This window comes from Kamptonema animale CS-326 (assembly GCF_028330895.1).
Taxonomy (GTDB): domain Bacteria; phylum Cyanobacteriota; class Cyanobacteriia; order Cyanobacteriales; family Microcoleaceae; genus Kamptonema; species Kamptonema formosum.
On sequence record NZ_JAQMUA010000362.1, the window covers coordinates 1 to 23,928 of the forward strand.

Consider the following 23,928-nt stretch of genomic DNA (forward strand, 5'->3'; position numbering starts at 1 on the left):
CTCTTATAACTAAAGTCCTCTGAAGAGGACTAATGAGTTTAATGCCATTTCTTCAGTCCTCTTCAGAGGACTTGATCTGTTAGACAGGGACTTTAGTCCCTGTCGGATTAAGGGTTTGGCGTTAAGTTGACACGAATGGGGAGATGGGTAATAGCAATTACCAATTACCCATTAGCCATTACCCATTACCCATTCCTTAATCACTCTTCTGAAAATAATCCTAATAGAGGGCCGAGCAAGGCTCCGAATACAAATCCGCCAGCGTGTGCCCAGTAAGCAATTCCCCCGCCTTCCATACCAATATTTGCTGGGGCATTCACCGAAGCGACACCATAAAATGCTTGCTGAAGAAACCAAAACCCTAAAAACCAGAAAGCAGATATTCGCACAGTAGTAAAAAATATACCCAAGGGAATTAATGTGAGAACTTTAGCTTTAGGATATCTGAGAATATAGGCTCCCATAACCCCTGCGATCGCACCACTAGCTCCCAAGGAAGGAATCTGAGATGCAGAGGAGAAATACCACTGCGTTAAGGAAGCCAACACACCACAAGCTAGGTAAAATACGATAAATTTGACATGACCTAAACGGTCTTCTACGTTGTTGCCAAATATCCACAGAAATAGCATATTCCCAGCGACGTGAAGAAAACCCCCATGTAAAAATTGGGAAGTAATTAATGTCACCCATTCTGGAAACGGAGATGCTGGTATCGACACCGGGCAGATATCAGTAAGCTGACAAGGAACAACAGCCCAGGAGTAGAAAAATCGAGTTAGTTGCCCATCTGGTAAAGTTAGTTCGTAGATAAACACCAAGATATTAACAGCAATCAGTCCATAGGTGACATAAGGCGTAATAGTGGTGGGATTCTCATCGCGTAAGGGAACCACAGATTTTTCCTCTCGATTAAAGTTTGGGAATTAAGATAACTTATTGGTAGGCGGAATGTCTCCTCTCTAAGGGATGATTAAGTTAGGGAGAAGCCTACCCGCTTTAGGAGATGGGGACAGTGAGGGTGCGCTCCTCTTTCTTGATTTTAAGTTTTCTGCGAATAAGTCAAGTCCTAAGCTGTTACGCATTTAAACAGTCTGGAAATAGGGTTTTAAGGATGGAAATAATCGTAAATTTCCTGCGCTAAACGCGGCCCAATCCCAGGAACCTCAGCCAGTTGTTCTAAAGTTGCCAAACGAATATAGTCAACAGATCGAAAATGTGCTAACAATTGTTTCTGGCGATGATGTCCCAAACCGGGAATTTCATCTAATCGCGATCGCTTCATCCTATCACTTCTGCGATCGCGATGAAAACTCACAGCAAATCTATGAGCTTCATCGCGCAAACGCCGCAATAACTGCACTCCTGGTTGTTCCGAATCAGTGGGTAAAGGCAAAGATTCTCCGGGCAAAAAAATCTCTTCTCGCTGCTTAGCTAAACTCACCACTCGTAATTCTTCCAGCAAATTCATCTCGCGCAAAACTTCCACTACTGCGGACAATTGACCTTTCCCACCGTCAATCATAATTAAATCTGGTTTGTCAACTAGATCGCTAAATCCCTCGGCTTTTTTCCCTCTTTCTTCTTCCTTCTTCTTTCCAAATCTACGACCAATAACTTCCGCTAAACTGGCAAAGTCATCAGAATGACCGGATTTAACTTCAGGATTTTTAATTTTGTAATGACGGTAATGTTGTTTCGCTGGCAAACCATCAATAAATACTACGCGAGAAGCCACTGCATCAGAACCTTGAATGTGTGAAATATCGTAACCTTCTATACGGTGTGGCAATTCTGGCAAATCAAGAATTTCTGCTAAATCTTGCATTGCTTGAGAGTTGCGATCGCCTAATTTTTGCATCCTTGCTAATTCATATTCAGCATTCCGTTCAACCATCTCAATTAATTCTGCCTTAGTTTGCCGCTGCGGTGCGACAATACTCACTTTTCGCCCCTTATGACTGCTTAACCAATCTGCTAATATCTCTCCCTCTGGTAACTCATACTGCACTAAAATCTCAGCCGGAATTTCCACTGATTCTACATTTTGATAATGTTCTTCTAAGACTCGCTGTAAAATATTTCCGGGTTCTATTTCACCAGGAGAGACACTGGGAATCTCAGCAACAAATCCCAATCTTCCTACTAGCTGACCCGCCCTAATTTGGAATAATTGAATACAAGCGTGTCTGTCATCATTAGCAAGTGCGATCGCATCTCTGGAAACCGTATCATCTGGTAAAGATACTTTTTGATCCGCACTCAAAGACTGTAAACCTTTAATTTGATCGCGAATACGAGCAGCAGTTTCAAAATTCAAATCTGCCGCCGCCTGTTCCATTTGCGAATGCAAACTTTCAATTAATTCTTGAGTTCTTCCCTGAAAAATCATCGCGACTTTCAGCATCATTTTGTGATAGTCTTCAACTGCAATCAACCCTTGACAAACGCCAACGCAGCGACCAATATCGTAGTTAATACAAGGTCTGTCTTTAAATAGTGGTTGTGGCCGTTGCCGCAGAGGAAAAATCCGCTTAATTAGATGCAGCGTACTCCGCAATGCGCCTGTATCGACGTAGGGGCCATAATAACGGTCTTTTTGATTGCCAGAAGTGCGTTTGCGGGTAATGAAAATGCGGGGATATTCCTGCGACCAAGTGATGCACAAATAGGGATATTTCTTATCATCTTTCAGCAGGACATTAAAGTATGGTTGATGTTGCTTGACTAGATTAGCTTCTAGTGCTAAAGATTCCGCTTCTGTATCGGTGACAATAAATTCTATTTCGCATACTTGTTGCACCATCATGGCAATGCGGGAACTGATATTTCCACTTTCACGGAAGTAGGAACGCACGCGGGATCTGAGTTTTTTTGATTTGCCGATGTAGAGGATGCGATCGCTTTCATCTCGCATCAAATAAACGCCGGGAACTGGGGGAATTTCCTTGAGGCGGCTTTCTAGGCGTTCGGGATTTTTAACGAGGGGTAACGTTTTAGTGGATGGCATATAAGTTTATAATTTAGGAGTTCCATATACTATTATAACTCGGTTATTTGGGGGCTAAGTGTATCTATATTAAAAGTAAAATCGTGATGTTAAGAGAACGCTGAGACTGGCGAGCAGAAAATAAATTCATTCTTTTCAATCTATCTTTTTCACTACCTCCAAGGCTAACCCTACCACCTCTGCAATTTGCTCATCGCTCAATCCCAACTGTCGTAATTTACCAACCATTTCAATTTTAACTTGATTTGTACCGTCGTGGAAGTCAGGAGTCGAAGGCTGGCTTTTATCTGGGGTAACATTGGGTAGTTCTGAGCAAGCATTGATATAATTAATCGTGTTGATATTTCCCTCAATATTATTACTATTATTGAAAGCAATATTTATAGTTGATTTTCGTTTTAGGACAGATTTAAGATTACGTTTATCAACTGATTCGCCAAAAACATCAGATAACATTTGCAAAAGCTTGTAACCGACATCCTTAGCATGACCCGCAGTACAACCATAACTCTCTGCGATATCAGAATACTTTTGTCGTTTCAGTATTCCCTCGATAATTCCGCGCTGCAAGTCATTTAAACGCTTGCCTGTTTTAGCGCATACCACTTCATCTACAAATTGCAAGATATTGGCAGTGTCCATCAGTAGGGGTGTCAGAGAACTATAGTTAGTATAGCCGACTTTATCCGTCTTTATCCGCCTTTATCCGTCTTTTATCCTAATCTTAGAAATACCCGTCTTTTTCCGTCTTTTTTTCCCTTTGCAGTTTTGAGCGATCGGTGTAGGATACGAAAAAGGATAAAAAGCTGCGTCAATTAGATAAGAACAGTAATTGTCTGTAAGGATTGTCTTTTTGAGATATTGACGGCGATTTAGCCAGGATTTCTAGGTCTGAGAAAATTAATATGAAAAAACTAAGTTTATGGGGGCAAAAACTCAGCCTAATTTTGGGAGGAATTATAGCGGGTTTTTTCCTGGGAGAATTAGCGCTTCATCTGGGGGGAATTAAAGGTATAAAAAAGCCTATCGATCCTGTCTCTTTTAATAGTTACAGATTAGACGATCCCGCTGGTTGGTCATTAAAACCGGGTGCATCTTTCGAGTGGCAGGGTGAAGGCGATCGATCGTTCATCAAAGCGAATAAAGATGGTTTACGCGATCGCGAACATACGAAAGAGAAACCACCAAAAATTTTTCGGATCGCGGTGTTGGGAGATTCCTTTGCCGAAGCTTTACAAGTGCCGATGGAAAATACTTTTTGGTGGAAAATGAGAAAGCAACTCAATAAAGAATGTAGTGTTTTAGGCGATCGCAAAGTTGAGGTAATTAACTTTGGGGTTCAGGGCTATGGGACGGATCAAGAACTAATAACTCTGCGCCATAAAGTCTGGCAATATTCTCCCGATTTAGTGATCTTAGCTTTTCTTCCTGGCAACGATATTATTAATAATTCAAAAGAACTTGAATGGTCTAAACGTAAGCCTTTTTTCGTCTATAAAAATGGGGAATTAGTTCCAGATATGTCATGGCTGAAGATGTCACCAAGAGAACATAATTATTTGGAGTTTTCATCTGTTGATTATCTTCCGACTTGGTTGGTCAATCGTTCACGCATTTTGCGGTTAGTCAGACAAGTGGATTTAAATAATAAGAAACGTCTAGTTGATGCCGCAGAAAAAAAACGAGCCCCTAATAACTTTCAAGAACCTATCGATTTAGTATGGAAAGAGGCTTGGCAAGTGACAGAAGGATTAATTACACTAATGAGTCAGGAAGTCAAGGCAAAAAAGGCAGATTTTATGGTTTTGATTCTCAGTTCAGGACTTCAAGTGAATCCCGATCCTATAGTTCGTCAAACGTATATAAAAAAATTTGGCATTAAGGACTTGTATTATCCTAATCGGAGAATCAAAGCCTTTGGAGATCGCCTCAATATTACAACATTGGATACAGTCCCGCGATTGCGAGAGTATGCAGAAAAAAATAAAACTTGTGTACATGGTTTTCCTAATGCTATGCACTGTGACGGTCATTGGAATAGTCAAGGGCATGAGCAAGTTGGTCAACTTATGGCACAATACTTATGCGATAAGTTCAAAGCAGAGGCTTCGGATTCCACAAAAAATAACGCCATTCTGAAGTAAAATTAATATGATTCTCCTCAAATAAATAATTAAATTATTAACTATTGTGTATAGATCGATGCTATAATAGCAAAAGCCATACATCTCGAGCTTAATCATGTCAACACCAAAACTAGAAGAAAGAGTTGCCCAACTAGAAACAGAAGTAGCGCATCTCAAGAATTTACTTCCCCTCAGCGCTGCTACCTCAAATCCTTGGTGGCAAAAAATTACAGGAACCTTTGCTAAAAGTACAGCATTTGAGGAAGCGATGCAGTTAGGAAAAGAGTATCGCCAATCTTTGCAACAGGATTCCGAACAACTTCCTACAGATTAAAATGTACCTTTTAGATACTGACCATTTAACCATCCTAGAACGGGGCGGACAGTACGCACAACCCTTAGTAGCAAGACTATCCAGTATCAATCCTAATGAAGTAGTAGCTACTACAATTATTACTTATGAAGAGCAAACACGGGGGTGGCTGAGTTATATGGGTACATCCCGTTCTTTAGAGGCTCAAGTAGAAGCATATCGGCAATTACAGCAACATCTTACCAACTTCTGTAACATACCAGTAATAGGTTTTGAAACCGCCGCTGCTTCAACGTTTAAAAGTCTCAAAAAGACCTATCCTCGCCTTGGTTCGATGGACTTAAAAATAGCTGCGATCGCGATCGCTAATAATGCTACGCTACTAACTCGTAATCTTTCTGATTTCAGTCAAATTAAAGGCTTGAAGATTGAAGACTGGACAATTCCTCTATGAATTATCCTTCCTCCACCGCTTAAACAACTCCGACGTAACCAAACCTTGAGGAAAAAAAATCGTCCCCAAAACAATCAACAACCCAAAAATAATCAACCGCGTTTGATAATTTGACTACAAAATCTGCGATAAAAACTTACGAGTCCGTTCTTCCTTCGGGTTTTGAAAAAACTCCTCCGGCGTAGCCTCCTCCACCAATAACCCATCAGCCATCAAGACAATGCGATCGGCAACTTCACGAGCAAAACCAACTTCGTGAGTAACAATTACCATTGTAATCCCTGTTTCAGCTAAACCGCGCATCACGTCCAAGACCTCCCGCACCATCTCAGGATCTAAAGCTGATGTCGGTTCATCGAATAGCATAATTTTCGGCTGCATCGCCAGAGCTCGCGCGATCGCAACTCGTTGCTGCTGACCCCCCGAAAGTTGGCCAGGATACTTATGCGCCTGTGCCAAAATCCCCACTCTTTCTAACAGTTGCATCGCCGCTTCTTCCGCCTGTTTCTTCGGTCGCCGACGCACCCATACAGGCGCTAACATCACATTTTCTAACACCGAAAGATGGGGAAAAAGATTAAATTGCTGAAACACCATCCCCACTTCCCGACGAATTGCTTCGATGTTACGGAGGTCGTGGGAAAGTTCAATTTTATCTATAGTAATCTTACCCTGTTGGTATTCTTCCAGAGCATTAAAAGTGCGGATAAAAGTGGATTTTCCCGAACCTGATGGCCCCATCACTACAACGACTTCGCCCCGATTTACCGTCATGCTAACGCCGCGCAGTACGTGAAATTGACCGTACCATTTGTGGACATTTTCTGCTACGATCGTCGGTTCTTTATTTATTGAATTTTCTGTGTCTACTGCTGTTGTTTGATTTTCCATAATTTTTATTTTTGACCTACACCTAAAGTTTGCTCTAATTTGCGACTTGCCAATGACATTGAGTAACAAAATACCCAATAAATAACACCAATAAATACATAAACCTCCGCATAGCGACCAGAATAAGCAGGATTTGCTAAAACGCTTCGAGATATACCTACTAACTCTAATATTCCAAACAGAGAAAGTAAGGAAGTATCTTTAAATAACCCAATAAATTGACCGACAATCGCCGGAATTACTGCTCGTAAAGCTTGGGGTAGTACAATTAATAAAATTACCAGTGGTTTATTTAAACCAAGCGATCGCGCGGCTTCTATCTGTCCGCGCGGTACTGATTGCAACCCCCCCCGCACATTTTCTGCCAAATAAGCAGCACTAAATAAAGTTAAAGCTGCAATTGCCCTCACTAATCGATCTAACTTGGGAGCACCTGGCGGCAGAAAAAACTGCAACATTACTTGTCCTAAAAATAAAATCCCAATTAATGGTAAACCTCGGACAATTTCAATATATAATATTGAGAAATATTTGACCACTGGCAAACTACTCTGTCGTCCAAGTGCCAGCAAGACTCCCAGGGGAAAAGAAAGGGCGATACTAACAACTGCGGCAAATAGAGTTAACATTAACCCTCCCCAGTCATTTGTTGGCACTTCTTTTAAACCTAAACCGCCTTTAATTAACCACAAAATTACAGGAAACGAAAATACCCAACTCAGCGGCAACCAGCGCGTTACTTGAGGATTAATTTGTCTACCAAAACTATAACTGGCAGCGGCAATAATTATATTTCCTAATAGCCAGATGCGGGATGTTAAGTCAGTAGGAAAAAGTAAGGCAGCAGTAATGCTGGCACCTAGCACAATTAATAAAGGGCGATTCCAGAGGCTAACTTGCCGATTAAAATTACCCCAAGTCAAACCGCCAAGCAAGGTAATTATTCCCACGATTATCCACAGCCGCCAGTGTAATTCACGGGGAAATCTACCAGCAAAAAATAGCGGTAAGTTTGCTTCAATTACCCGCCATTGAGCTTTTGTTGTTACCCAAATCGCAAATCCTTTAAGGGATTGAAAGATGACAATTAAAGAAACTACCGTCAGCAGGCTGTTATACCAGCTACTAAATAAGTTTTTCCTCGCCCAATTCCAAGGCGTAGGCGATTCGCTGACTGGTGGTAATAAGGGGGCAGATTCCATCTGGTTTTAGTTGGTGGTTTTGAAGGAGGGACAAAGTATTGAGGTAGAAAGTCTGAAGACTGCAAGTCATAAATTATCTGCCGGAATACTTCATTCCTGCTGAGTTGTTCGTTTTACCTTTCTTTAATTTGCACGCTTCTATTATATAAGTTCATCGCGATAGCAATGCTTAAACTAATAGTAAGATATGTCACCATAATTAGCAACATTACTTCGACTACGCGCCCTGTTTGATTAAATGTAGTGGAGGCGACAAAATATACATCTGGATAGCCAATGGCAACTGCCAAACTAGAATTCTTTGCTAAGTTGAGATACTGACTGGTTAACGGCGGAATAATAACTCGCAAAGCTTGAGGTAAAATCACCAAGCGCATCATTAATCCCGACTTTAATCCTAAAGCCTTTCCTGCTTCCCATTGCCCTTGAGGTACCGATTGAATTCCCGCACGCACAATTTCAGCAATAAAACTGGCAGTATAAAGGGTTAATCCTGTTAGCAATGTGGCAAATTCAGGAGTTAGTCTCAATCCACCTTCTATTTGTGTCCTTTCTATTACTCTGGGAATATCTAGGGTAAAGGGGGGATTTTTAGTAATAATAAAAGCTATAATTGCTATTAATAAAATCGCACCGCAAGCCCAAATAAATTGTCTGCCAGCCGCGCCTGTTTCTAGCCTAACACGAGTGCGCCATCGCCACAGCCAAACCGCAGCTAAAATACCAACAGCTAGTAAAATTAACCATAATCCTGTACCTGGATTACCTGCTAACCAAGGGATAGCTATACCCAGATTTGTCAAATAAAATGAGCCTAAGAATGGCGTACTACTTTCGAGTCTTGGTAGTGAAATAAAAACTGCAAAATACCAGAAAAATAATTGCAGTAGTAATGGTGTATTTCGTAAAATCTCGACGTAGATCATTGCTAAGTTACGCACTAGCCAGTTGTCGGAAAGTCGGGCAATTCCGACTGTCAATCCGACAATTGTGGCGGTAACTAAGCCCACACTCATTACCCGAAAAGAATTTACTAAACCTACTAACATCGCCTGAGCAAAACTGTTAGATGGATTATAAGGAATAATGCTCTCACCAATGTCAAAGGATGCTTGGGAACCCAGAAAGTCAAAGCCTAAATTGATGCCTAACTGTCGCAAATTAGCAGTAAGATTACTCCAAATAATTGCGGCAAATACTACTACCAAGATCGCTGCGATCGCTTGACCGGCAATTTTCCAGAATCGGTCATCTCGCAACAATTTAGATAAAGCTCTAAAATTAAGTAAGTTTGGCAAATTACGACCCCGATTATTCATAATTTACACCATGATAAGTAGTCTTGAGTAGTTACAGTTAACTGTTAACTGTTAATTGTTAACAAAAAGTTGGGCTTCGCTTAGCTTGACCCAACTTACATTCTAAAACCTTCTTCCTTCTTCCTCCTGCCTTCTACTTAGCGAAATGGTGGCGAATAGAGTAAACCGCCATCTTTCCACAATCGATTTTGTCCGCGATCTAGCTTAAGTGTACTGCTCGGGCCAAGATTCCGGTCATAAATTTCACCGTAGTTGCCAACTTTTTTGATAGTGCGGAGTGCAAAATCATTAGGTAGACCAAGACCTTTTCCTAAATCTCCTTCAGTTCCGATCAAACGTTTTACATTAGGATCTGTTGTAGTTGTTGCTAGTTGATCGATGTTTTTAGAATTGATGCCTAAATCTTCTGCTTCTATTGTAGCGTAGACTATCCATCTTACCGCGTCCGCCCATTTGGAATCTCCACTACTAACGGCGGGTGCTAAAGGTTCTTTCGACATCACTTCATTTAAGATGATGTGTTGATCTGGAGTCGGTAAAATAGTGCGTTTTGATACTAATTGAGAGCGATCGGCCGTGACTCCTTGACATCGACCTTCTTGATAGGTTGCGAAAGTAGCATTGACATCTTCAAACACAACGGGCGTGTATTTGATGCCAAGTTTCCGCATTTGGTCGGACAAGTTTTGTTCGGTACTTGTACCTGTTTGAACGCAAATAGATTTGCCGGCAAAGTCTTTTAAAGTTTGGATACCGCTATCTTTTTTGACCATAATGCTCTGGCTGTCGTAAAACACGACGGGCGCGAATTCTAGACCGGTTGAACCGTCGCGGGAGAGCGTCCAAGTGGTGTTGCGGCTAAGAATATCGATTTCGCCTGACTGTAAAGCTGTAAATCGCTCTTTAGCGTTGAGGTTGCGGTATTCTACTTTTTCAGGATCGTCAAATAACGCGGCGGCGATCGCTCTGCAAATTTCCACATCTAGCCCAGAGTATTTGCCTTTTTCATCGACAAAACTAAACCCTGGTAATTGACCGCTAACGCCGCAAATCAGCGTACCGCGACTGATAATCTTATCTAATCGACTCTGAACTTGGGGAGTGGCGGAGCTAGTTGTCGCCACTCCTCCCTGTCCTACTTGTCCAGATGGGCCGCCGCAAGCCGTGAGGGGGGCCGTCATTAGTATTGCTGTGAGTAGCATTGAAGCGCATTTACGCATAGTTTTAGATAATAATGATCTAGAAAGTTCCGAAGCCATAGGTACGACGAGTTTGCTCGTACCTGGCAGAATAGCCTCAAGCTTTGTACTCGATCTTTTAATCTTATAGGCTTTTGAGAGGATTGCGATCGCGCATTGCCAGTAAATACCAATTGCATCTGAAGTTGTAAGCTGATTAAACCCCTGGTTGTCGCCCTCCCCCAAAATTCACAGAACTATAGAGGGTAGTCGATGCAGTGTATGATTACGGAGAAATGATAAAGGTTAAATTGTCAGGACTTACGCATCATTGACTAAAATTTTGTCGAAATGAATGCTGTTGGGTCGCGATCGCAGCCAGAGGTCAGGCAAATTAAATTCAAAGCAGCTTCTCTAAACTTACTTTTGTTTGAGGATAAGTATTGTAATATCATCATAAACCCTTTGTTCCCCAATATGCTGCCGAACGTCGCTGATGACAGCATCCCTAATTTCAGCAGTAGAAGCTTCGTAGTTTTGCTTTACTACCTCAATTAGCCGCTCTAAGCCATATTCCATTTTATTGATGTTCAGAGCCTCAGTGATGCCGTCAGTGTAGAGTACCACAACATCACCTGTATTCAACTTCACTTCTGTAGAAGCTACAGTATCGGCAATATCTTCCAATAATCCGATGGGAAAACCCAATTCTACCGTATCAATGCGCTCAACTTCGTGACTAGAGCGCACGACAATTACCTCTTCATGTTGCCCGCTTAATGTCAAGACCCGATCGTTATAATCCAATAATACCAGGGTCATATTTTTATCAGAGTTCATCCGCTCTAAGTTCTTATAAATGGTGCGATTGAGAAGAGAGAAAAACTCTTTTGCCTCGATAAATTTAGCCTCTAGTAGCGTTCGTACTGCTGTCTGCACCATCAGCATTAACACTCCACTTTCTAAGCCGTGTCCCGTCACGTCACCGATAGCAATTTTAATGCGATCGCCACACTTGAGCACATCGTAGTAGTCACCTCCGATTTGATCCGCAGGCTCCATAAAACCTGCAATTTCTAACCCATCTATTTGTAATAGTTCTGATTTTTTAGGCAGGATCATTTGCTGAAGACGGCGCGTTACTTTTAGCTCAGCAACCATGCGGAGGTTTTCAGCTTTCAGACAATCATTGAGCAGATTGATTTCTTGACTATAGTTAGCTAATTCGGTGTTAGCTTGCCTGATTAAATACGTAATATAAATAGCAACAGCGCTGGTAGATCCCCCTAAAGCCATTAGAGGCGCGACAAAAGGAATCCACCAACCTAGTAAGAAAGATAGATATGAACTTACAACCAGAAGACTCGCTGCTAGCCCAAGAATTGCTATCTTTTTTTTGCGCGCGATGCGCCGATTAAATAGTTTTTGAGACTGTACTCCCCAAGTGAGAATAGCACCTAAAAAACACCATTTTATAATCCACAGTGATTGTAGTGGTTCAGACCAAACTTGAATCTGAGATCGTCCATCCAGTGCTGCACTTAAAATTTGGCTGGTTAAATTGGCATGAATAATCACTCCCGGCATTCTCTCTGGAAAAGCAGTAAATGAACTGCTGTAGGGAGTGAAGAAATTATCGTTGATACTGGCTGCGGTTATCCCGATTAAAACTAAGCGATCTCTCCCCCAATTTGCAGGCATTTGTCCCTTAAGAACTTGCATCATAGAGAAGGTTTTAAAATTCTTTTGCGATCCTCTATAATTGAGCATGATTTGATAGCCGCGATCGTCAGCCCGAATATAACCGCCGTCGTTCTTTGCAAAAGGAATAAATTTAGCTTTTCCTAATTGATAATAGCGTTTATTTGCATCCAGTTCTTGCAGCTCAATTCCCTCACGTTCCAAATATTTTAATGCCAGCTTTACACCTAAACCTAGCACTGTTTCACCTGATTGAGACTCAAGAGAAATCAAGCCCCGGCGAACTTTACCATCGGCATCTAATACCAGATCCGCAGCAGCAATCCGATCTAATTTATTCAAGCCTTGAGGTGGATTTACCTCCGGCCCGTATCCATCTCCTACTAACTTTTGAACGCCAATTAGATTCGGAGTTGATTTGAGCGCTTCCATGAGTTCTTCATGGCCAGGCTGTACGGGTAAGTCCCGATATAAATCCATACCAATAGCACGGGGTTGCTGTTGGTGGATCTTATTTATAACTTTTGCTAAAATCGCATCGGGAATTGGCCATTGCCCAATACTTCTAATTGAAGCTTCATCAATAGTAACTATGACAATACGGGAGTCGGGAAGTTCTGGGGGACGCAGGCGGAACCACTGGTCAAGGGCGGCCCATTCTAACATTTGAAACAGTCCTAAAAACCTCAAGACAATGATTAAAGTTGCTAATGATGGAGCTACCAATAATACTATGCGCCAACTACTTATAAACTGTTGGAGTTTAACGGCATTTTTCATTAGCGAAATGTTAAAATTGAGGTTGGGTTCGGTAATCGATTATTGGGAATTGCGAATTGTTAAATTGAAGAAGAATGCAAAATAAATCCTTCAGAATTCAGGATAAATTTTTCTGCATTCTGCTCTTCTAGATAACTAAATTTTTCAGCATAGCAGCCTTCTGGCTTAGCTTTTGCCTTTAGCCTTCTTTCTTGTTCCCAAACCCTACTCTAATTTAATTTCGCTTCTGTTTTTTAACTTTGAGCTTGACAGCAGTTGGCTAGAGGTATTTGGCTAAGTTCGGCTAAGCCGACAGACTGGAGGAGTTCCTGCCATTCAGCAGCAATGCTGGTATCATCAGGGCGCGATCGCTTTAATTCGGCTAATGTTGCTACAGTGTCATACCAAAATCCATTTTGAGCATAGAGTCTTGTTTGCTGTAGGAGATCTGCACCCTCTAGTTGACTGCGGAGGTTAGGATTAACGTCGGCGCGTTGCAGCCATCCTCCCACCACGATATCTCGTTGGCGGTTGGCTGGATCGCAAATTAGAGCGACACTCCACTTATAGCGTTTGCCGATCGCTAACGGCTCTACACTACTTGGCACTTTAAAGCTAACAATCCCAGGTTTATCATTAAGTGTAACGGTAGTTTGGTAAATTCCGTTCGAGTTTTCATCCCACAAAACAAACTCAGCTTGTACAGATTTAAATTCGGGGATTTTGACGAGTACGGTTGGATAAGCTGCTGCGGTGAATTCTGCATCTGTAGCAGGAATTAAGGCTGCGATCGCCCCTTTAGGCCCTTGACCTAACGATGTTACTCCTGCTGGGGAACATAAGCCGCGCGATGCACCCCCTGCGGTGCGATCGGGGCTACCTTTCGGTTGGAATGTAACACTTGTGGCTGGTGCGATCGGCAACAGTGTCAGTCCTGCAAACAGGGGGACTGCCAATCTGTACAAAAACGGGCGAGAAAACTTCTGAATATTCATAGTTAAAGACCTTACAAAGTGGACTTCTTTAGGCGATCTGGACTTGCGACAATTCTTAACCTTCGTTAACTTTCCTACGATGCTAGCCTTGGAAAAAAACTAGCTATATATAATATTATGCTCACTCTAGCTCAGCCTGACACATTTCGCCTATAAATCTTCTAATACCAAGTTCAAAAAAGAATGGGGAGATGGGGAGATGGGGGAGATGAGGAGATGGGGAAGATGGGGGAGATGGGGGAGATGGCGGAGATGGGGAAGATAGCAATTGCAGGACTTACGCAACCAACCAAAGAAACCGGGTTTTTTGACGAAAATACTTCGTTTTGACCCACAGATTCTCTAAAAAACCCGGTTTCTGGAACTCCCTGCGTCAGTCCTAAATTAGCAATTAGCAATTAGCAATTAGCCATTAGCCATTAGCCATTACCAATTACCAATTACCAATTACCAATTACCAATTACCAATTAGATTATTGCCAATTACCGACAATTACAAATGGTGCCCAGAAATAAGGATTTTGATATTGCCGGTTTTCCATTACCGCTAATTGAGCATTGCGAAGAGCTTCAGCTTTACTAATTTTCGACTTAGCAAGCTGTCGATAAAATTCAGTCATAAAAATAGCCGTAGCTTCATCACTGACTTGCCAAAGAGTTCCCAAAGTGCTGCGAGCTCCCGAACGAATTGCAATCCCAGCCAAACCTAAAGAAGCGCGAGTATCGCCAGAAGCCGTTTCACAGGCGCTCAAAACCAGTAACTCGATGGGTAAAGCCTTCTCACCGCTGCGCGATCGCAATAATCGATCTAACTCCTTAACATTCACTCGCTCATCCCAAGTCAAAATGAAAGTATCCGCCGCATTCGAGCTAAATTGACCGTGAGTTGCTAAGTGAACAATCGGAAAAGAAACTGATTCGAGTCTCGATTGTAACTCCTTGCTAATAAACTGCTCGTTCAAAATTGAGCTAGTGGGTAGCACATCTGCAATCTGCTGAACTTCACTTGCTACTCCTGGTAAAGCGGAGAAACCTTGACGCGCTTCTGTCAAGCCAGCAGTTAGCACTTGTAATTTTACTTTTGTCAGCGATTGCGCCTCTAGTAATTGCAGTCCCGGCGTAAGGGCAATGGTATATTTTTGCAGTAAATACTGTTGACCATCATATAAAGCTGCCATCGGCAGATTTCGCAAATAGCCATCCAAAACAAATACTAGAGTTTTAATGCCGCTAGAGGCAAAATCCGCATCAGCAGGGCGGATTAACCAGTCGTATACTTCTTGAGCAATGGGTAAACGCTCGCTGAGAGCAGAAGTTTGCCTCAAAGAATTTCGCATTCTTCTGAAGGTAGTTTCTAGCTGTTCCTGAGATTTGACAACGCTATAGTGGCGAAGAGGTTTACCGGGGATGGAGACGATTACTTCTAGGCGATCGCTTAAAATAATCGGGTAGATTACAGCCGCAGTTGGATCGACTTCATCAATCGCTTTGGGTTTCGCATCCGCACAAGCATCGCGGAAAAAGTTGTCTAATTCCGCTAATTGTAAAGACTCAATGGTTTGGCGAGCAAATTTGAGTTTATCTTGGCTGGGGGAATCTTCTTTTAAAAGCAATCCCACCAATTCTCGATAGACAGGTTCCACGCTTTCTCGGAAAGAAAATTGCACTTCGGGATTGACTGTCACCAAATCGCCCCGCAGAGCAGATAAGATTTTTACGGCTTGGCTATATTGTGCGATCGCATCTTCTGTTTTTCCCTGAGCTTTCTTAATGCGCCCCAGTTGCCAAAGTAATTGGTAGGCAATATCAGGAGATTGAAATGCTGGTGCTAAACCCAGAGCCTTAGTTGTGAAAGTTTCTGCCTTTGATGGCTGTTGCTGAAGTTCGTATAACTTGCCCTGAGCCGCCAGAATATAAGCTTGAATGCGCGGATTGCCTAAGATAGTTGCCTGTTCGCTGGCTTGATTCAGAATGCTTTCAATTGCGATGAATAGCGGCGTTATTTGCGATGACTGCGAGAGTTTCATCAAGCTTTGAGCCACGTTAATTTGAGCGTAGATTCCAGCCTGATTGGATGGAATCTGAGTCATTTTAGGTTTGATCGACGTTCGCCAGATTACCTCTGCCTCTGCCCAATCTTTCCTGTCTACCAAGAGGCTAAGCTGGTTTAAGTTAGCCTGAAGCTCAGTATCCCTGTCGGTTGTCAGTTTTACAGCTTGGTTATAAATTGCGATCGCCGATTGCTCGAACTCGTTACGCTCTTCTGCGTTTAAACCAGGGTTGTTACTTTGAGCCCGTACTGTATTACCTAGATTCAGGTAAATCGCAGCTTGTTCTTGCGGGATATTTAATTGTTCAGATGCTTGTAAGCCAACTTCTAGCACTTCCTGAGACTGATTCAATTGACCCAAAACTAGCAACACATGACCTAAAGCATTGGTAGCCCGCACATTTTCCAGGGAAACAGGCTGATTTTTCAAGGTTTGCAAACCTTCTTTGGAAAGTTCGCAGGTTTGCGCTTCCAGCTTTAAGGTAGTTAATAGGGTTTTGCAAGCTCTGGGGTAAAGTCCGAGCGCTTGCAGAGCAAAGCTTTGGCTAATCTGATTTTGGATTAATTGCTGGGGAGCTTCAATTTTCTGGTAAATTTTACCAGATTCAATCCAAGTATCGAGGGCATCTTGAACCCGCCCCCGTTCTAGTTGTATTTGTCCTTGGATATCGTGAGTTTGAGCTAGAATGCGCTGCTGTTCAAGGGTTTGGGATTGCTGTTGTAGCAGAGATAAACTAGAATTCAGAGTTTGCTCTGCTGCTTCCCATTGTGAGAGTTGCCCGTAAGTTGCAGCTAAATTGGTCAAAGCCATTGCTTGATTGAGGCGATCGCTTTGTGCTTCAAAGCTTTTTGCTGCTTGTTGCAATAGAGGCGCGGCTTCTGAGTAGCGATCGCGATCGTAGAGAGCGCGAGCTTGTTGGATCAGTTGCATTGCTCCTGGTGGCTGCATCTGAGCCACTGCGGGCGGGATGGCAAGGGCTAACAGAAGTGAAAGCAACAATAAAAAGGCAAATTGTCTGTGCGATCGCGTGATTTTCATACAATTTAGAGTTAATAAACTTACTATTTGCTAATCTCGAAAACCATTACCTCTAGGATTCAACCTCCGCCTCTATCTCTTCAAACTTGACTTTATTATACACATCTGCCAGGGAAATCTCAAAAGGTACTGAATTGAGAGCGATCGCCTCATCTTCTGCATCATACTCTCCAAATGACCAACGTTTTTTTCCGGTCTTATAAAACTGTTCTATGTAAATTTTAGTTTGATCGACTAAGATGTACTCCTCAAAAGTAGGAATACTCCGGTAATAATCAAACTTATCGCTCTTATCATATCCCTGAGTAGACTTAGACAAAACCTCCACAATCACTTTTGGATTCATAATCGTATCAGTGCGATTATTAAAATATTCTGGCTCTCCTACCACCACCATCACATCTGGATAAGTGTAAATGCGTTTCTTCGGTATCCACAGCCGCACATCACCCATATAAACTCGGTAATCTAATTTCTTGAAAGCAAAATTTAGCTCGGCATAGAAATTACCAGCTATCTGATTGTGATTAGTAGAGCCGCCTGTCATCGGATAAATTTCCCCGTCAATGTATTCGCTTTTATAGTCTGCTACTTCCTCTAGAGCCAGATATTCCTCTGGCGAGTAGTATCGCTGTTCGGTAACTTGCATAGTTTTATTTTTCCTTAAAGTCTCTGGTTGACATTTTTTTCCTTAAGGTTATACCAGATTATATTTAGCAAAGTATCTATTTACTAAAAACAATGGTTTTCTCTCCCCTTATACAGTCTTCAATTAGTGAAGTCTAACCTATTAATTGCTAATTAGCAATTACTAATTAGCAATTACCACTTACACTACCAAAATTTTAACGCGGAATGCAGGTTGCCATCGGTTGCAGACTGCGAGTAGAAGCACCACCACCTGAATTATATGCTACCAGCGTTACTTGCTCTCGCTCATCGATCGTCCAACCTTGAGCGGGGATAACTGCCTGTGGCTGAATGTCTATTTCTGCCTTTTTATCTTCTATCTTCTGGCTTCCAGTTGTCACTGGTTCCACCCAGTTTAACTGTCTGGAATTGTTGCTGAGGACATCATTAGGATTCGGTGGCACTCCTCCTTTACCAGTAATAGTAAACTCGTTTCCTGCCCTTTCCGTACAGGGATTAGCCGCAATTAATGTCGCAGGGTCAACTACATTTTGCGGCAAAGCTACTAATCCTTGAGCGGGATTCACACCAGTAGTGCTAAATGTTACCGCCCCTTGTAAAGCCGGACCAGACTGTTGAGAAATAGCCGCGATATCGCTACTAGCAATTAAAGAAGTTGGATTCACTTGTAAAGCAGCAAATTCAGTGTCGGTTAATCCTAAACTACTTCTAGCTTGTTCCCGGCTAACGGCTGTGAAACCAAAAATATTGGGTACATTCACCGTAACTTGACCCCCCCTAGCAGTACGTGCATTAGCGGTAATATCGCTATTTTCATTAGGTAAAGTAGCCAGAATATCGCTATTAATTCTGATATTTCCACCGTCAGAAATACCTGCATCGGTTGTAATTCTGCTGCCGCGCCGCAACTGGATATCTTGCGCTTGAAGGTTAATATTTGCTCCCGTACCGGAGACAGTCGTGCCATCAATTATGCCTCTACGATCCAGAGCGATCGAGTCTGCAACCACGTTAATATTACCGGCACGCCCCGATCCCAAACTCCCAACATTAATCGTGGCCCCATCTCGAATAGTTAACCTGGGGGTAGTCACGCTGATATTTCCTGCCGCGCCTGTGGGGGGGGGAAGTTGGAATACAGCCTGAAGCAAAATATCTCCAGAAGCGGTTGCTATGCCGGAACTAGACAAATTATCGTTAGTTCCCGTTAGTTCCACCGACTCCGAAGCGTTGATAATAATGTTTCCCCCCTGTCCTTCACCTATAGTAGAGGCCCCTATTGCTGCTGTACCTTGAACAATCAATCGCTTAGTGTTAATCCTCAAGTCCCCAGAGTTACCACTCGCAACAGTCCCAGTAGCTAATTGAGTGCGAGCAGCACGAGCAGCGGATATGCTGTCGTTTGTACTGCTGCCAATTATCGTCAGGGAGTCGGTGGCATTGATAGTAAGGTTTCCACCCCGACCAGCAGAAGGAATTACCCTATCTGTTGCTGTGATCCCGCTTGTAGAGGTGATAGATGTCCCTCCTTCTACGATTAGAGAGCGTGTATTAATCTCTATGTTTCCCGCGTTTCCCGTACCGCCAATAGTGTTAGTGGTAATCCCAGTACCAACGGGGCTATCTGGTCGGTACTCTGTGAGTACCACTGAGTCAGAAGCTCTCACGGTTAAGTTTCCGCTATTGCCTGCACCCACAGTTGCGGATGATATGGCTGACCCATTACGGACTGTTAGCTTCGCGGTATCAACTGTTAAATTGCCTCCACTGCCTTGATTTATAGCAGTGGTGAGTATGCCAGATTCGCTGACTTCGACTGATTCAGAAGCTCTAATTGCCACATCCCCCCCAACTCCTGCACCATCGCTGAGGTCGATCGCGATCGCACCTTCTCGGAGGTTTAGCTGCTTAGTATCAATTGTAATATTCCCCGCTGTGCCCGCGCCCACAGTCCCGACAAATATGCCGCTTTGCCGATTGGAGAAGTTAGAGTTTCCACTTGTGCCTGCATCGAGGATAGTTTGTTTAAAGAAATCAAATCCAGTTCCTTTGATTTCTACAAAATCAGCGGCCCGGATTGCAACATTGCCGCCGTTTCCTGTAGCGATCGTGCTAGTTGAGATCAAGCCTTGGTCTAAAATTCTTAACTGTGCTGCATCTACGGTAATATCGCGGCCGTCAATATTTCCCAAGGTATCGGAAAGGAGAGAAGCGCGATCGCGCAAAATCACTTCTCCTCCTCTAACTGCGATCGCACCTCCTCCTGGCCCACTGGCTGTCACCGCTGATAATCCTGATAAGTCAATCTTCCCAAAATTCGCAATATTTGTATAATCCAAACCTAATCCGATTGGCGAGATATTGAAGCTTACTACACCCGGACTTGCCACACTTCCTAATTGAATGTTGCCGCTAAAAGCGCTAGCAAAACCATTATTAAAGGTTAAATCGCCTCCCACCAATGCTAAGGTTTGACCGGGAGGAACTGCTAAACCAACTGGTAGTTCTGTGCCTTCAATAACTTGAGTGACGCTAGAAGCATTGACAATTGCACCCGGATTTTCTCTAAATCTCAAACCCACAGGAATATTAATCGCTAATAATGGCACTGCATTAGCATCGGCGGCACTAAATTCAAAGCCATTATCAAAGAAAATACCGCTACCAGTTGAACCGATAAAAGAGCCGCGTAAATCTAACCGCGCATTGGGGCCAAATACAATCCCTCTGGGATTAAGTAAAAATAAGTTAGCATTGCCTTGCACTCCCAACACGCCTAAAATATTGGAAGGATTACCCCCTGTAACGCGAGTAAAAATATTCAGAATCCCGTTAGGATTCGCAAAATATGCTCCTCGCCCTTCACCTACATTAAATTCGCGGAAACTGTGAAACAAACTGACACCGCGATTTGCACCGCCTTCAATTCTATCTGAGGGTAAATTGTTAATAGTTGCCGGCACTGTGCGCGAACTTTCAGCACCTAAGCTATTATCGGGAATAATTTGAGCAATGGCGGGCAAAGGAAACAGCAGTAAGAACGCAAAAAATAGGGCAGAAGATTGGCGGGGCATCTTTTAGTTCCTGTTAATTTAGTATTCAGAACAAGCCTGTAGATAGCTAAAACTTGAAGAGTACCTATGGGGCATTCGTGTCAACTTAACGCCAAACCCTTAATCCGACAGGGGTTAAAACCCCTGTCTCAAAGAGCAAGTCCTCTGAAGAGGACTGAAGAAATGGCCTTAAACTCATTAGTCCTCTTCAGAGGACTTTAGTTATTTAGACAGGGACTTTAGTCCCTGGCGGGGTTTGAGCTTAAGTTGACACCAATGCCTATGGGGGTACGCAAACACCTATTAATTTTGGACTGCGAGCAGAAGCACCACCACCTGCATTATATGCTACCAGCGTTACTTGAGCTCGATCGTTTATCACCCAACCTTGAGCGGGGATAACTGCCTGTGGCTGAATGTCTATTTCTGCCTTTTTATCTTCTACCTTCTGACTTTCACTGACCACTGGTTCCACCCAATTAAACTGTCTGGAATCGTTACTAAGAACATCATTAGGATTCGGTGGTACTCCTCCTTTACCAGTAATAGTAAACTCGTTCTCTTCCCCTTCAGTGCAGGGATTAGCCGCAATTAATGTCGCGGGGTCAACTACATTTTGCGGCAATGCGATCAATCCTTGAGCCGGATTCACCCCAGTAGTGCTAAATGTCACCGCTCCTTGTAAAGCGGGACCAGCCTGTTGAGAAATAGCGGCGATATCGCTAGTAGCAATTAAAGAAGTTGGATTCACTTGTAAAGCTGCAAATTCAGCATCAGTTAATCCTAAACTGCTTCTAGCTTGTTCGCGTGTCACGGCTGTAAAACCAAAAATATTCGGGACATTCACCGTAACTTGACCGCCCCTAGCAGTACGCGCATTAGCAGTAATATCGTTGTTTTCATCGGGTAACGTAGCCAGAATATCGCTATTAATTCTGATGTTTCCACCATCAGAAATACCTGCATCGCTTGTAATTCTGCTACCGCGCCGCAACTGGATATCTCGCGCTCTAAGATTAACATTTCCCCCGCCGCCAGAGTCAGTAGAAGCATTGATAATAGATTTATTTTCCAGAGCAATTGAGTCAGCTCTAATATTGATATTACCAGCCTGTCCCGTTCCTAACGCCTGAACGTTCACCGTTGCGCCATCACGAAGCGTCAATTGATTAACATTCAAATTCAACGAACCCGCATTCGCCGTCGCATTAGGATTCGTCAACAGATATAAAAAGCCAACGGAAGCCTGAATAGCACTGCTAAATACACCAGGATTCCCATTACCAATGAGTTCCACTTTTTCTGCATCAATTGTGACGTTAGCTGCATCTGCTGTACCAAAAGAACCAGCAGAAATAACTCCCCCACCCCGTAGCGATAACAGAGGTGTGGAAATGTAGATATCCCCTCCTCGATTGGATGAGTAGGTGTCGCTGGTGACAAAACTACTACTCCGATTGCCATTCGCCAAAACTTCAGAGACACCTCCTATTGCTATCGATTCACTAGCTCTAATGGTTAAATTACCTCCCAAGCCTCCAGTCGTATTTAATAGTTGACTACCAATCGCTACACCACTCGATGAGGTAATTCCCGCGCCATTAGAGATAGTTAATTTCTTGGTGTCGATGGTAATATTTCCGGCATTTCCATTCTGACCGAGAGCGCTTGTGCTAATCACAGTTTGCACGGCACTACCAGCGGGAGTACGTAAGATTTCTAATGATTCATTCGCTTTAATATTGATATTTCCTGATGCTGCACCACTGCGAGTAACGCTAGCGATCGCAGCACCATCACGCACTCTCAAACGTTCTCCTTCAAAGCTAATGTTTCCGCCGATGCCTGTACTCCCCACAAGTGTGCCACTGTTAATCCCAGACCCAGCTAGATCGAACTCTGTGGCACGGATGGTGACATTTCCGCCATTTCCACTGGAAAATGTAGAGCTACCTATTACGCTACCGTTATTTATCAGCAGTCTTCCCGTATCAATGGCGATCGTGCCTGCGACTCCCGTGCCCAGAGTACCACTGCTCAAAACAATTTGCGGAGCTAAAGGGTTGGCTGTTCCAGATATTAAATAATTCTGTAAAAACTGTTGATAACTCTCAAATCCAATGCCGATCATTTCTACTGAGTCAGTAGCGCGGATGTTGATATTGCCGGCAGCCCCATTTCCCAGAGCTAGAGTGTAAATTTGCGACCCATTCTCGGTTCGCAATTGTTGGGCATTGATGTTAATACCTCTACCATCAATATTTCCGAAGGTAAGGGCTAAAATTCGCGAACCGTTAAGGGTGACATTTGAACCCATGATGTCTATTCTGCCACCTTCTAATCCGCTTGCATTTATAATTGAATCAGAGAGTTCAATATTGCCAAAGTTCTGAATATTGTCATAGTTTAAATTTAAATCTATAGGTAGTGGTTCAACTTTCACGACACCTGGACTTTTGATACTGCCCAGAATAATTTGACTGCTATAAGCTGTTAAATTGCCTCCTTGCAGTTGAATATCTCCACCAATGAGCGCTAAAGTTTTACCGGGATCTACTGCTAAACCGACTTTGTTCACAATAGGAATTTCTATGGGAAGTGGTGGCAAGCTTGGCAGTTCGCCCACCACTTTTGACTGATTGACAATTGTCCCAGGATTTTCTCTAAATCTTAAACCCACAGGAATATTAATCGCTAACAATGGCACTTCTTGGGGGTTAGTGCTGCTAAATTCAAAGTCATTATTAAAGAGAACGCCGCTAGCACTTGATGCTAAAAATGAACCTCGTAAATCTAACCTCGCATTGGGGCCGAAGACAATCCCTCTGGGATTAAGTAAGAATAAATTAGCATTGCCTTGCACTCCCAACACGCCTAAAATATTGGAAGGATTACCACCAGTAACGCGAGTAAAAATATTCACAATCCCGTTAGGATTGGCAAAATATGCTCCTCTACCTTCACCTACATTAAATTCCCGGAAACTATGAAATAAATTGACACCGCGAGTTGCACCGCCTTCTATTCTGTCCGATGGTAAATTGTTGATAGTTGCGGGAACTGTCCGCGAACTTTCTGCACCTAAACTATTATCGGGAATAATTTGAGCAATGGCAGGGAAAGGACATATTAGTAAGAAAGTAAAAATTAGGGCGGCAGATTGGTGCGGCATCGTTCAACTCCTATT

17 protein-coding genes are annotated in these 23,928 nt (G+C 43.0%); 4 read left to right on the forward strand and 13 right to left on the reverse strand.

Features of this window, described 5'->3' with window-relative positions; all coding sequences use genetic code 11:
- Positions 1-200 precede the first annotated feature (200 nt).
- From PN499_RS21070 to PN499_RS21080, 3 genes are all read right to left on the reverse strand, one after another.
- A complete protein-coding gene (locus PN499_RS21070; RefSeq protein ID WP_272034303.1) occupies positions 201-896 on the reverse strand; it encodes a rhomboid family intramembrane serine protease in 696 nt (231 codons plus the stop codon).
- Between the two features lie 212 nt (positions 897-1,108).
- Entirely contained in the window at positions 1,109-3,010 is a 1,902-nt protein-coding gene (gene uvrC, locus PN499_RS21075) for an excinuclease ABC subunit UvrC (protein WP_272034305.1), read from the reverse strand.
- Between the two features lie 135 nt (positions 3,011-3,145).
- Entirely contained in the window at positions 3,146-3,652 is a 507-nt protein-coding gene (locus tag PN499_RS21080) for a hypothetical protein (protein WP_019487708.1), read from the reverse strand.
- A 263-nt stretch (positions 3,653-3,915) separates the two neighbouring features.
- On the opposite strand from PN499_RS21080, the gene PN499_RS21085 reads away from it, so the two are divergent.
- From PN499_RS21085 to PN499_RS21095, 3 genes are all read left to right on the forward strand, one after another.
- Positions 3,916-5,154, forward strand: coding sequence for an SGNH/GDSL hydrolase family protein (locus tag PN499_RS21085; protein WP_272034307.1), 1,239 nt, complete (start codon positions 3,916-3,918; stop codon positions 5,152-5,154).
- 97 nt (positions 5,155-5,251) lie between these two features.
- On the forward strand, positions 5,252-5,470 hold the full coding sequence (locus PN499_RS21090; protein ID WP_272034309.1) for a hypothetical protein: 219 nt from the start codon (positions 5,252-5,254) through the stop codon (positions 5,468-5,470).
- Position 5,471: 1 nt separating this feature from the next.
- Entirely contained in the window at positions 5,472-5,903 is a 432-nt protein-coding gene (locus PN499_RS21095) for a type II toxin-antitoxin system VapC family toxin (protein WP_272034311.1), read from the forward strand.
- Positions 5,904-6,017: 114 nt separating this feature from the next.
- Here the strand turns inward: PN499_RS21095 and PN499_RS21105 are convergent, their stop codons facing one another.
- From PN499_RS21105 to PN499_RS21130, 6 genes are all read right to left on the reverse strand, one after another.
- Positions 6,018-6,794 (reverse strand): amino acid ABC transporter ATP-binding protein, encoded by a 777-nt coding sequence (locus tag PN499_RS21105; protein WP_272034313.1) that lies wholly within the window; start codon positions 6,792-6,794, stop codon positions 6,018-6,020.
- Between the two features lie 5 nt (positions 6,795-6,799).
- Positions 6,800-7,996: an amino acid ABC transporter permease gene (locus tag PN499_RS21110; protein WP_272034315.1), complete on the reverse strand. Its 1,197-nt coding sequence runs from the start codon at positions 7,994-7,996 to the stop codon at positions 6,800-6,802.
- Between the two features lie 113 nt (positions 7,997-8,109).
- The gene (locus PN499_RS21115) at positions 8,110-9,315 is read right to left on the reverse strand and encodes an amino acid ABC transporter permease (protein WP_272034317.1); all 1,206 of its coding nucleotides are present in this window, start codon (positions 9,313-9,315) and stop codon (positions 8,110-8,112) included.
- A 137-nt stretch (positions 9,316-9,452) separates the two neighbouring features.
- A complete protein-coding gene (locus PN499_RS21120) occupies positions 9,453-10,535 on the reverse strand; it encodes an amino acid ABC transporter substrate-binding protein (protein WP_272034319.1) in 1,083 nt (360 codons plus the stop codon).
- 378 nt (positions 10,536-10,913) lie between these two features.
- Entirely contained in the window at positions 10,914-12,974 is a 2,061-nt protein-coding gene (locus PN499_RS21125) for a CHASE2 domain-containing protein (protein ID WP_272034321.1), read from the reverse strand.
- A gap of 233 nt (positions 12,975-13,207) precedes the next feature.
- Positions 13,208-13,948 (reverse strand): DUF928 domain-containing protein, encoded by a 741-nt coding sequence (locus PN499_RS21130; RefSeq protein WP_272034323.1) that lies wholly within the window; start codon positions 13,946-13,948, stop codon positions 13,208-13,210.
- Positions 13,949-14,131: 183 nt separating this feature from the next.
- Between PN499_RS21130 and PN499_RS21135 the strand changes: the two genes are divergently transcribed.
- Complete coding sequence (locus PN499_RS21135; protein WP_272034325.1) at positions 14,132-14,278, forward strand: hypothetical protein; 147 nt, start codon at positions 14,132-14,134, stop codon at positions 14,276-14,278.
- A 143-nt stretch (positions 14,279-14,421) separates the two neighbouring features.
- On the opposite strand, the gene PN499_RS21140 is transcribed toward PN499_RS21135, so the two are convergent.
- The 4 genes from PN499_RS21140 to PN499_RS21155 form a co-directional block, all read right to left on the reverse strand.
- Positions 14,422-17,037: a CHAT domain-containing protein gene (locus tag PN499_RS21140; RefSeq protein WP_272034327.1), complete on the reverse strand. Its 2,616-nt coding sequence runs from the start codon at positions 17,035-17,037 to the stop codon at positions 14,422-14,424.
- A gap of 52 nt (positions 17,038-17,089) precedes the next feature.
- On the reverse strand, positions 17,090-17,686 hold the full coding sequence (locus PN499_RS21145; RefSeq protein ID WP_272034329.1) for a Uma2 family endonuclease: 597 nt from the start codon (positions 17,684-17,686) through the stop codon (positions 17,090-17,092).
- Positions 17,687-17,882: 196 nt separating this feature from the next.
- Positions 17,883-20,762, reverse strand: coding sequence for a two-partner secretion domain-containing protein (locus PN499_RS21150; RefSeq protein WP_272034330.1), 2,880 nt, complete (start codon positions 20,760-20,762; stop codon positions 17,883-17,885).
- Positions 20,763-21,021: 259 nt separating this feature from the next.
- Positions 21,022-23,913, reverse strand: a complete 2,892-nt coding sequence (locus tag PN499_RS21155) for a beta strand repeat-containing protein (RefSeq protein ID WP_272034332.1) — start codon at positions 23,911-23,913, stop codon at positions 21,022-21,024.
- Positions 23,914-23,928: the final 15 nt, after the last annotated feature.

Excerpts from the sequence above, each read along its gene's own strand:
- PN499_RS21090 (WP_272034309.1), top strand. The coding sequence starts at position 5,252 with ATGTCAACACCAAAACTAGAAGAAAGAGTTGCCCAACTAGAAACAGAA.
- PN499_RS21155 (WP_272034332.1), bottom strand. The coding sequence starts at position 23,913 with ATGCCGCACCAATCTGCCGCCCTAATTTTTACTTTCTTACTAATATGT.
- PN499_RS21140 (WP_272034327.1), bottom strand. The coding sequence starts at position 17,037 with ATGAAAATCACGCGATCGCACAGACAATTTGCCTTTTTATTGTTGCTT.
- PN499_RS21145 (WP_272034329.1), bottom strand. The coding sequence starts at position 17,686 with ATGCAAGTTACCGAACAGCGATACTACTCGCCAGAGGAATATCTGGCT.
- PN499_RS21115 (WP_272034317.1), bottom strand. The coding sequence starts at position 9,315 with ATGAATAATCGGGGTCGTAATTTGCCAAACTTACTTAATTTTAGAGCT.
- PN499_RS21080 (WP_019487708.1), bottom strand. The coding sequence starts at position 3,652 with ATGGACACTGCCAATATCTTGCAATTTGTAGATGAAGTGGTATGCGCT.
- PN499_RS21085 (WP_272034307.1), top strand. The coding sequence starts at position 3,916 with ATGAAAAAACTAAGTTTATGGGGGCAAAAACTCAGCCTAATTTTGGGA.
- PN499_RS21150 (WP_272034330.1), bottom strand. The coding sequence starts at position 20,762 with ATGCCCCGCCAATCTTCTGCCCTATTTTTTGCGTTCTTACTGCTGTTT.
- PN499_RS21120 (WP_272034319.1), bottom strand. The coding sequence starts at position 10,535 with ATGCGTAAATGCGCTTCAATGCTACTCACAGCAATACTAATGACGGCC.
- PN499_RS21125 (WP_272034321.1), bottom strand. The coding sequence starts at position 12,974 with ATGAAAAATGCCGTTAAACTCCAACAGTTTATAAGTAGTTGGCGCATA.
- PN499_RS21110 (WP_272034315.1), bottom strand. The coding sequence starts at position 7,996 with ATGGAATCTGCCCCCTTATTACCACCAGTCAGCGAATCGCCTACGCCT.
- PN499_RS21095 (WP_272034311.1), top strand. The coding sequence starts at position 5,472 with ATGTACCTTTTAGATACTGACCATTTAACCATCCTAGAACGGGGCGGA.
- PN499_RS21135 (WP_272034325.1), top strand. The coding sequence starts at position 14,132 with ATGGGGAGATGGGGAGATGGGGGAGATGAGGAGATGGGGAAGATGGGG.
- PN499_RS21105 (WP_272034313.1), bottom strand. The coding sequence starts at position 6,794 with ATGGAAAATCAAACAACAGCAGTAGACACAGAAAATTCAATAAATAAA.
- uvrC (WP_272034305.1), bottom strand. The coding sequence starts at position 3,010 with ATGCCATCCACTAAAACGTTACCCCTCGTTAAAAATCCCGAACGCCTA.
- PN499_RS21130 (WP_272034323.1), bottom strand. The coding sequence starts at position 13,948 with ATGAATATTCAGAAGTTTTCTCGCCCGTTTTTGTACAGATTGGCAGTC.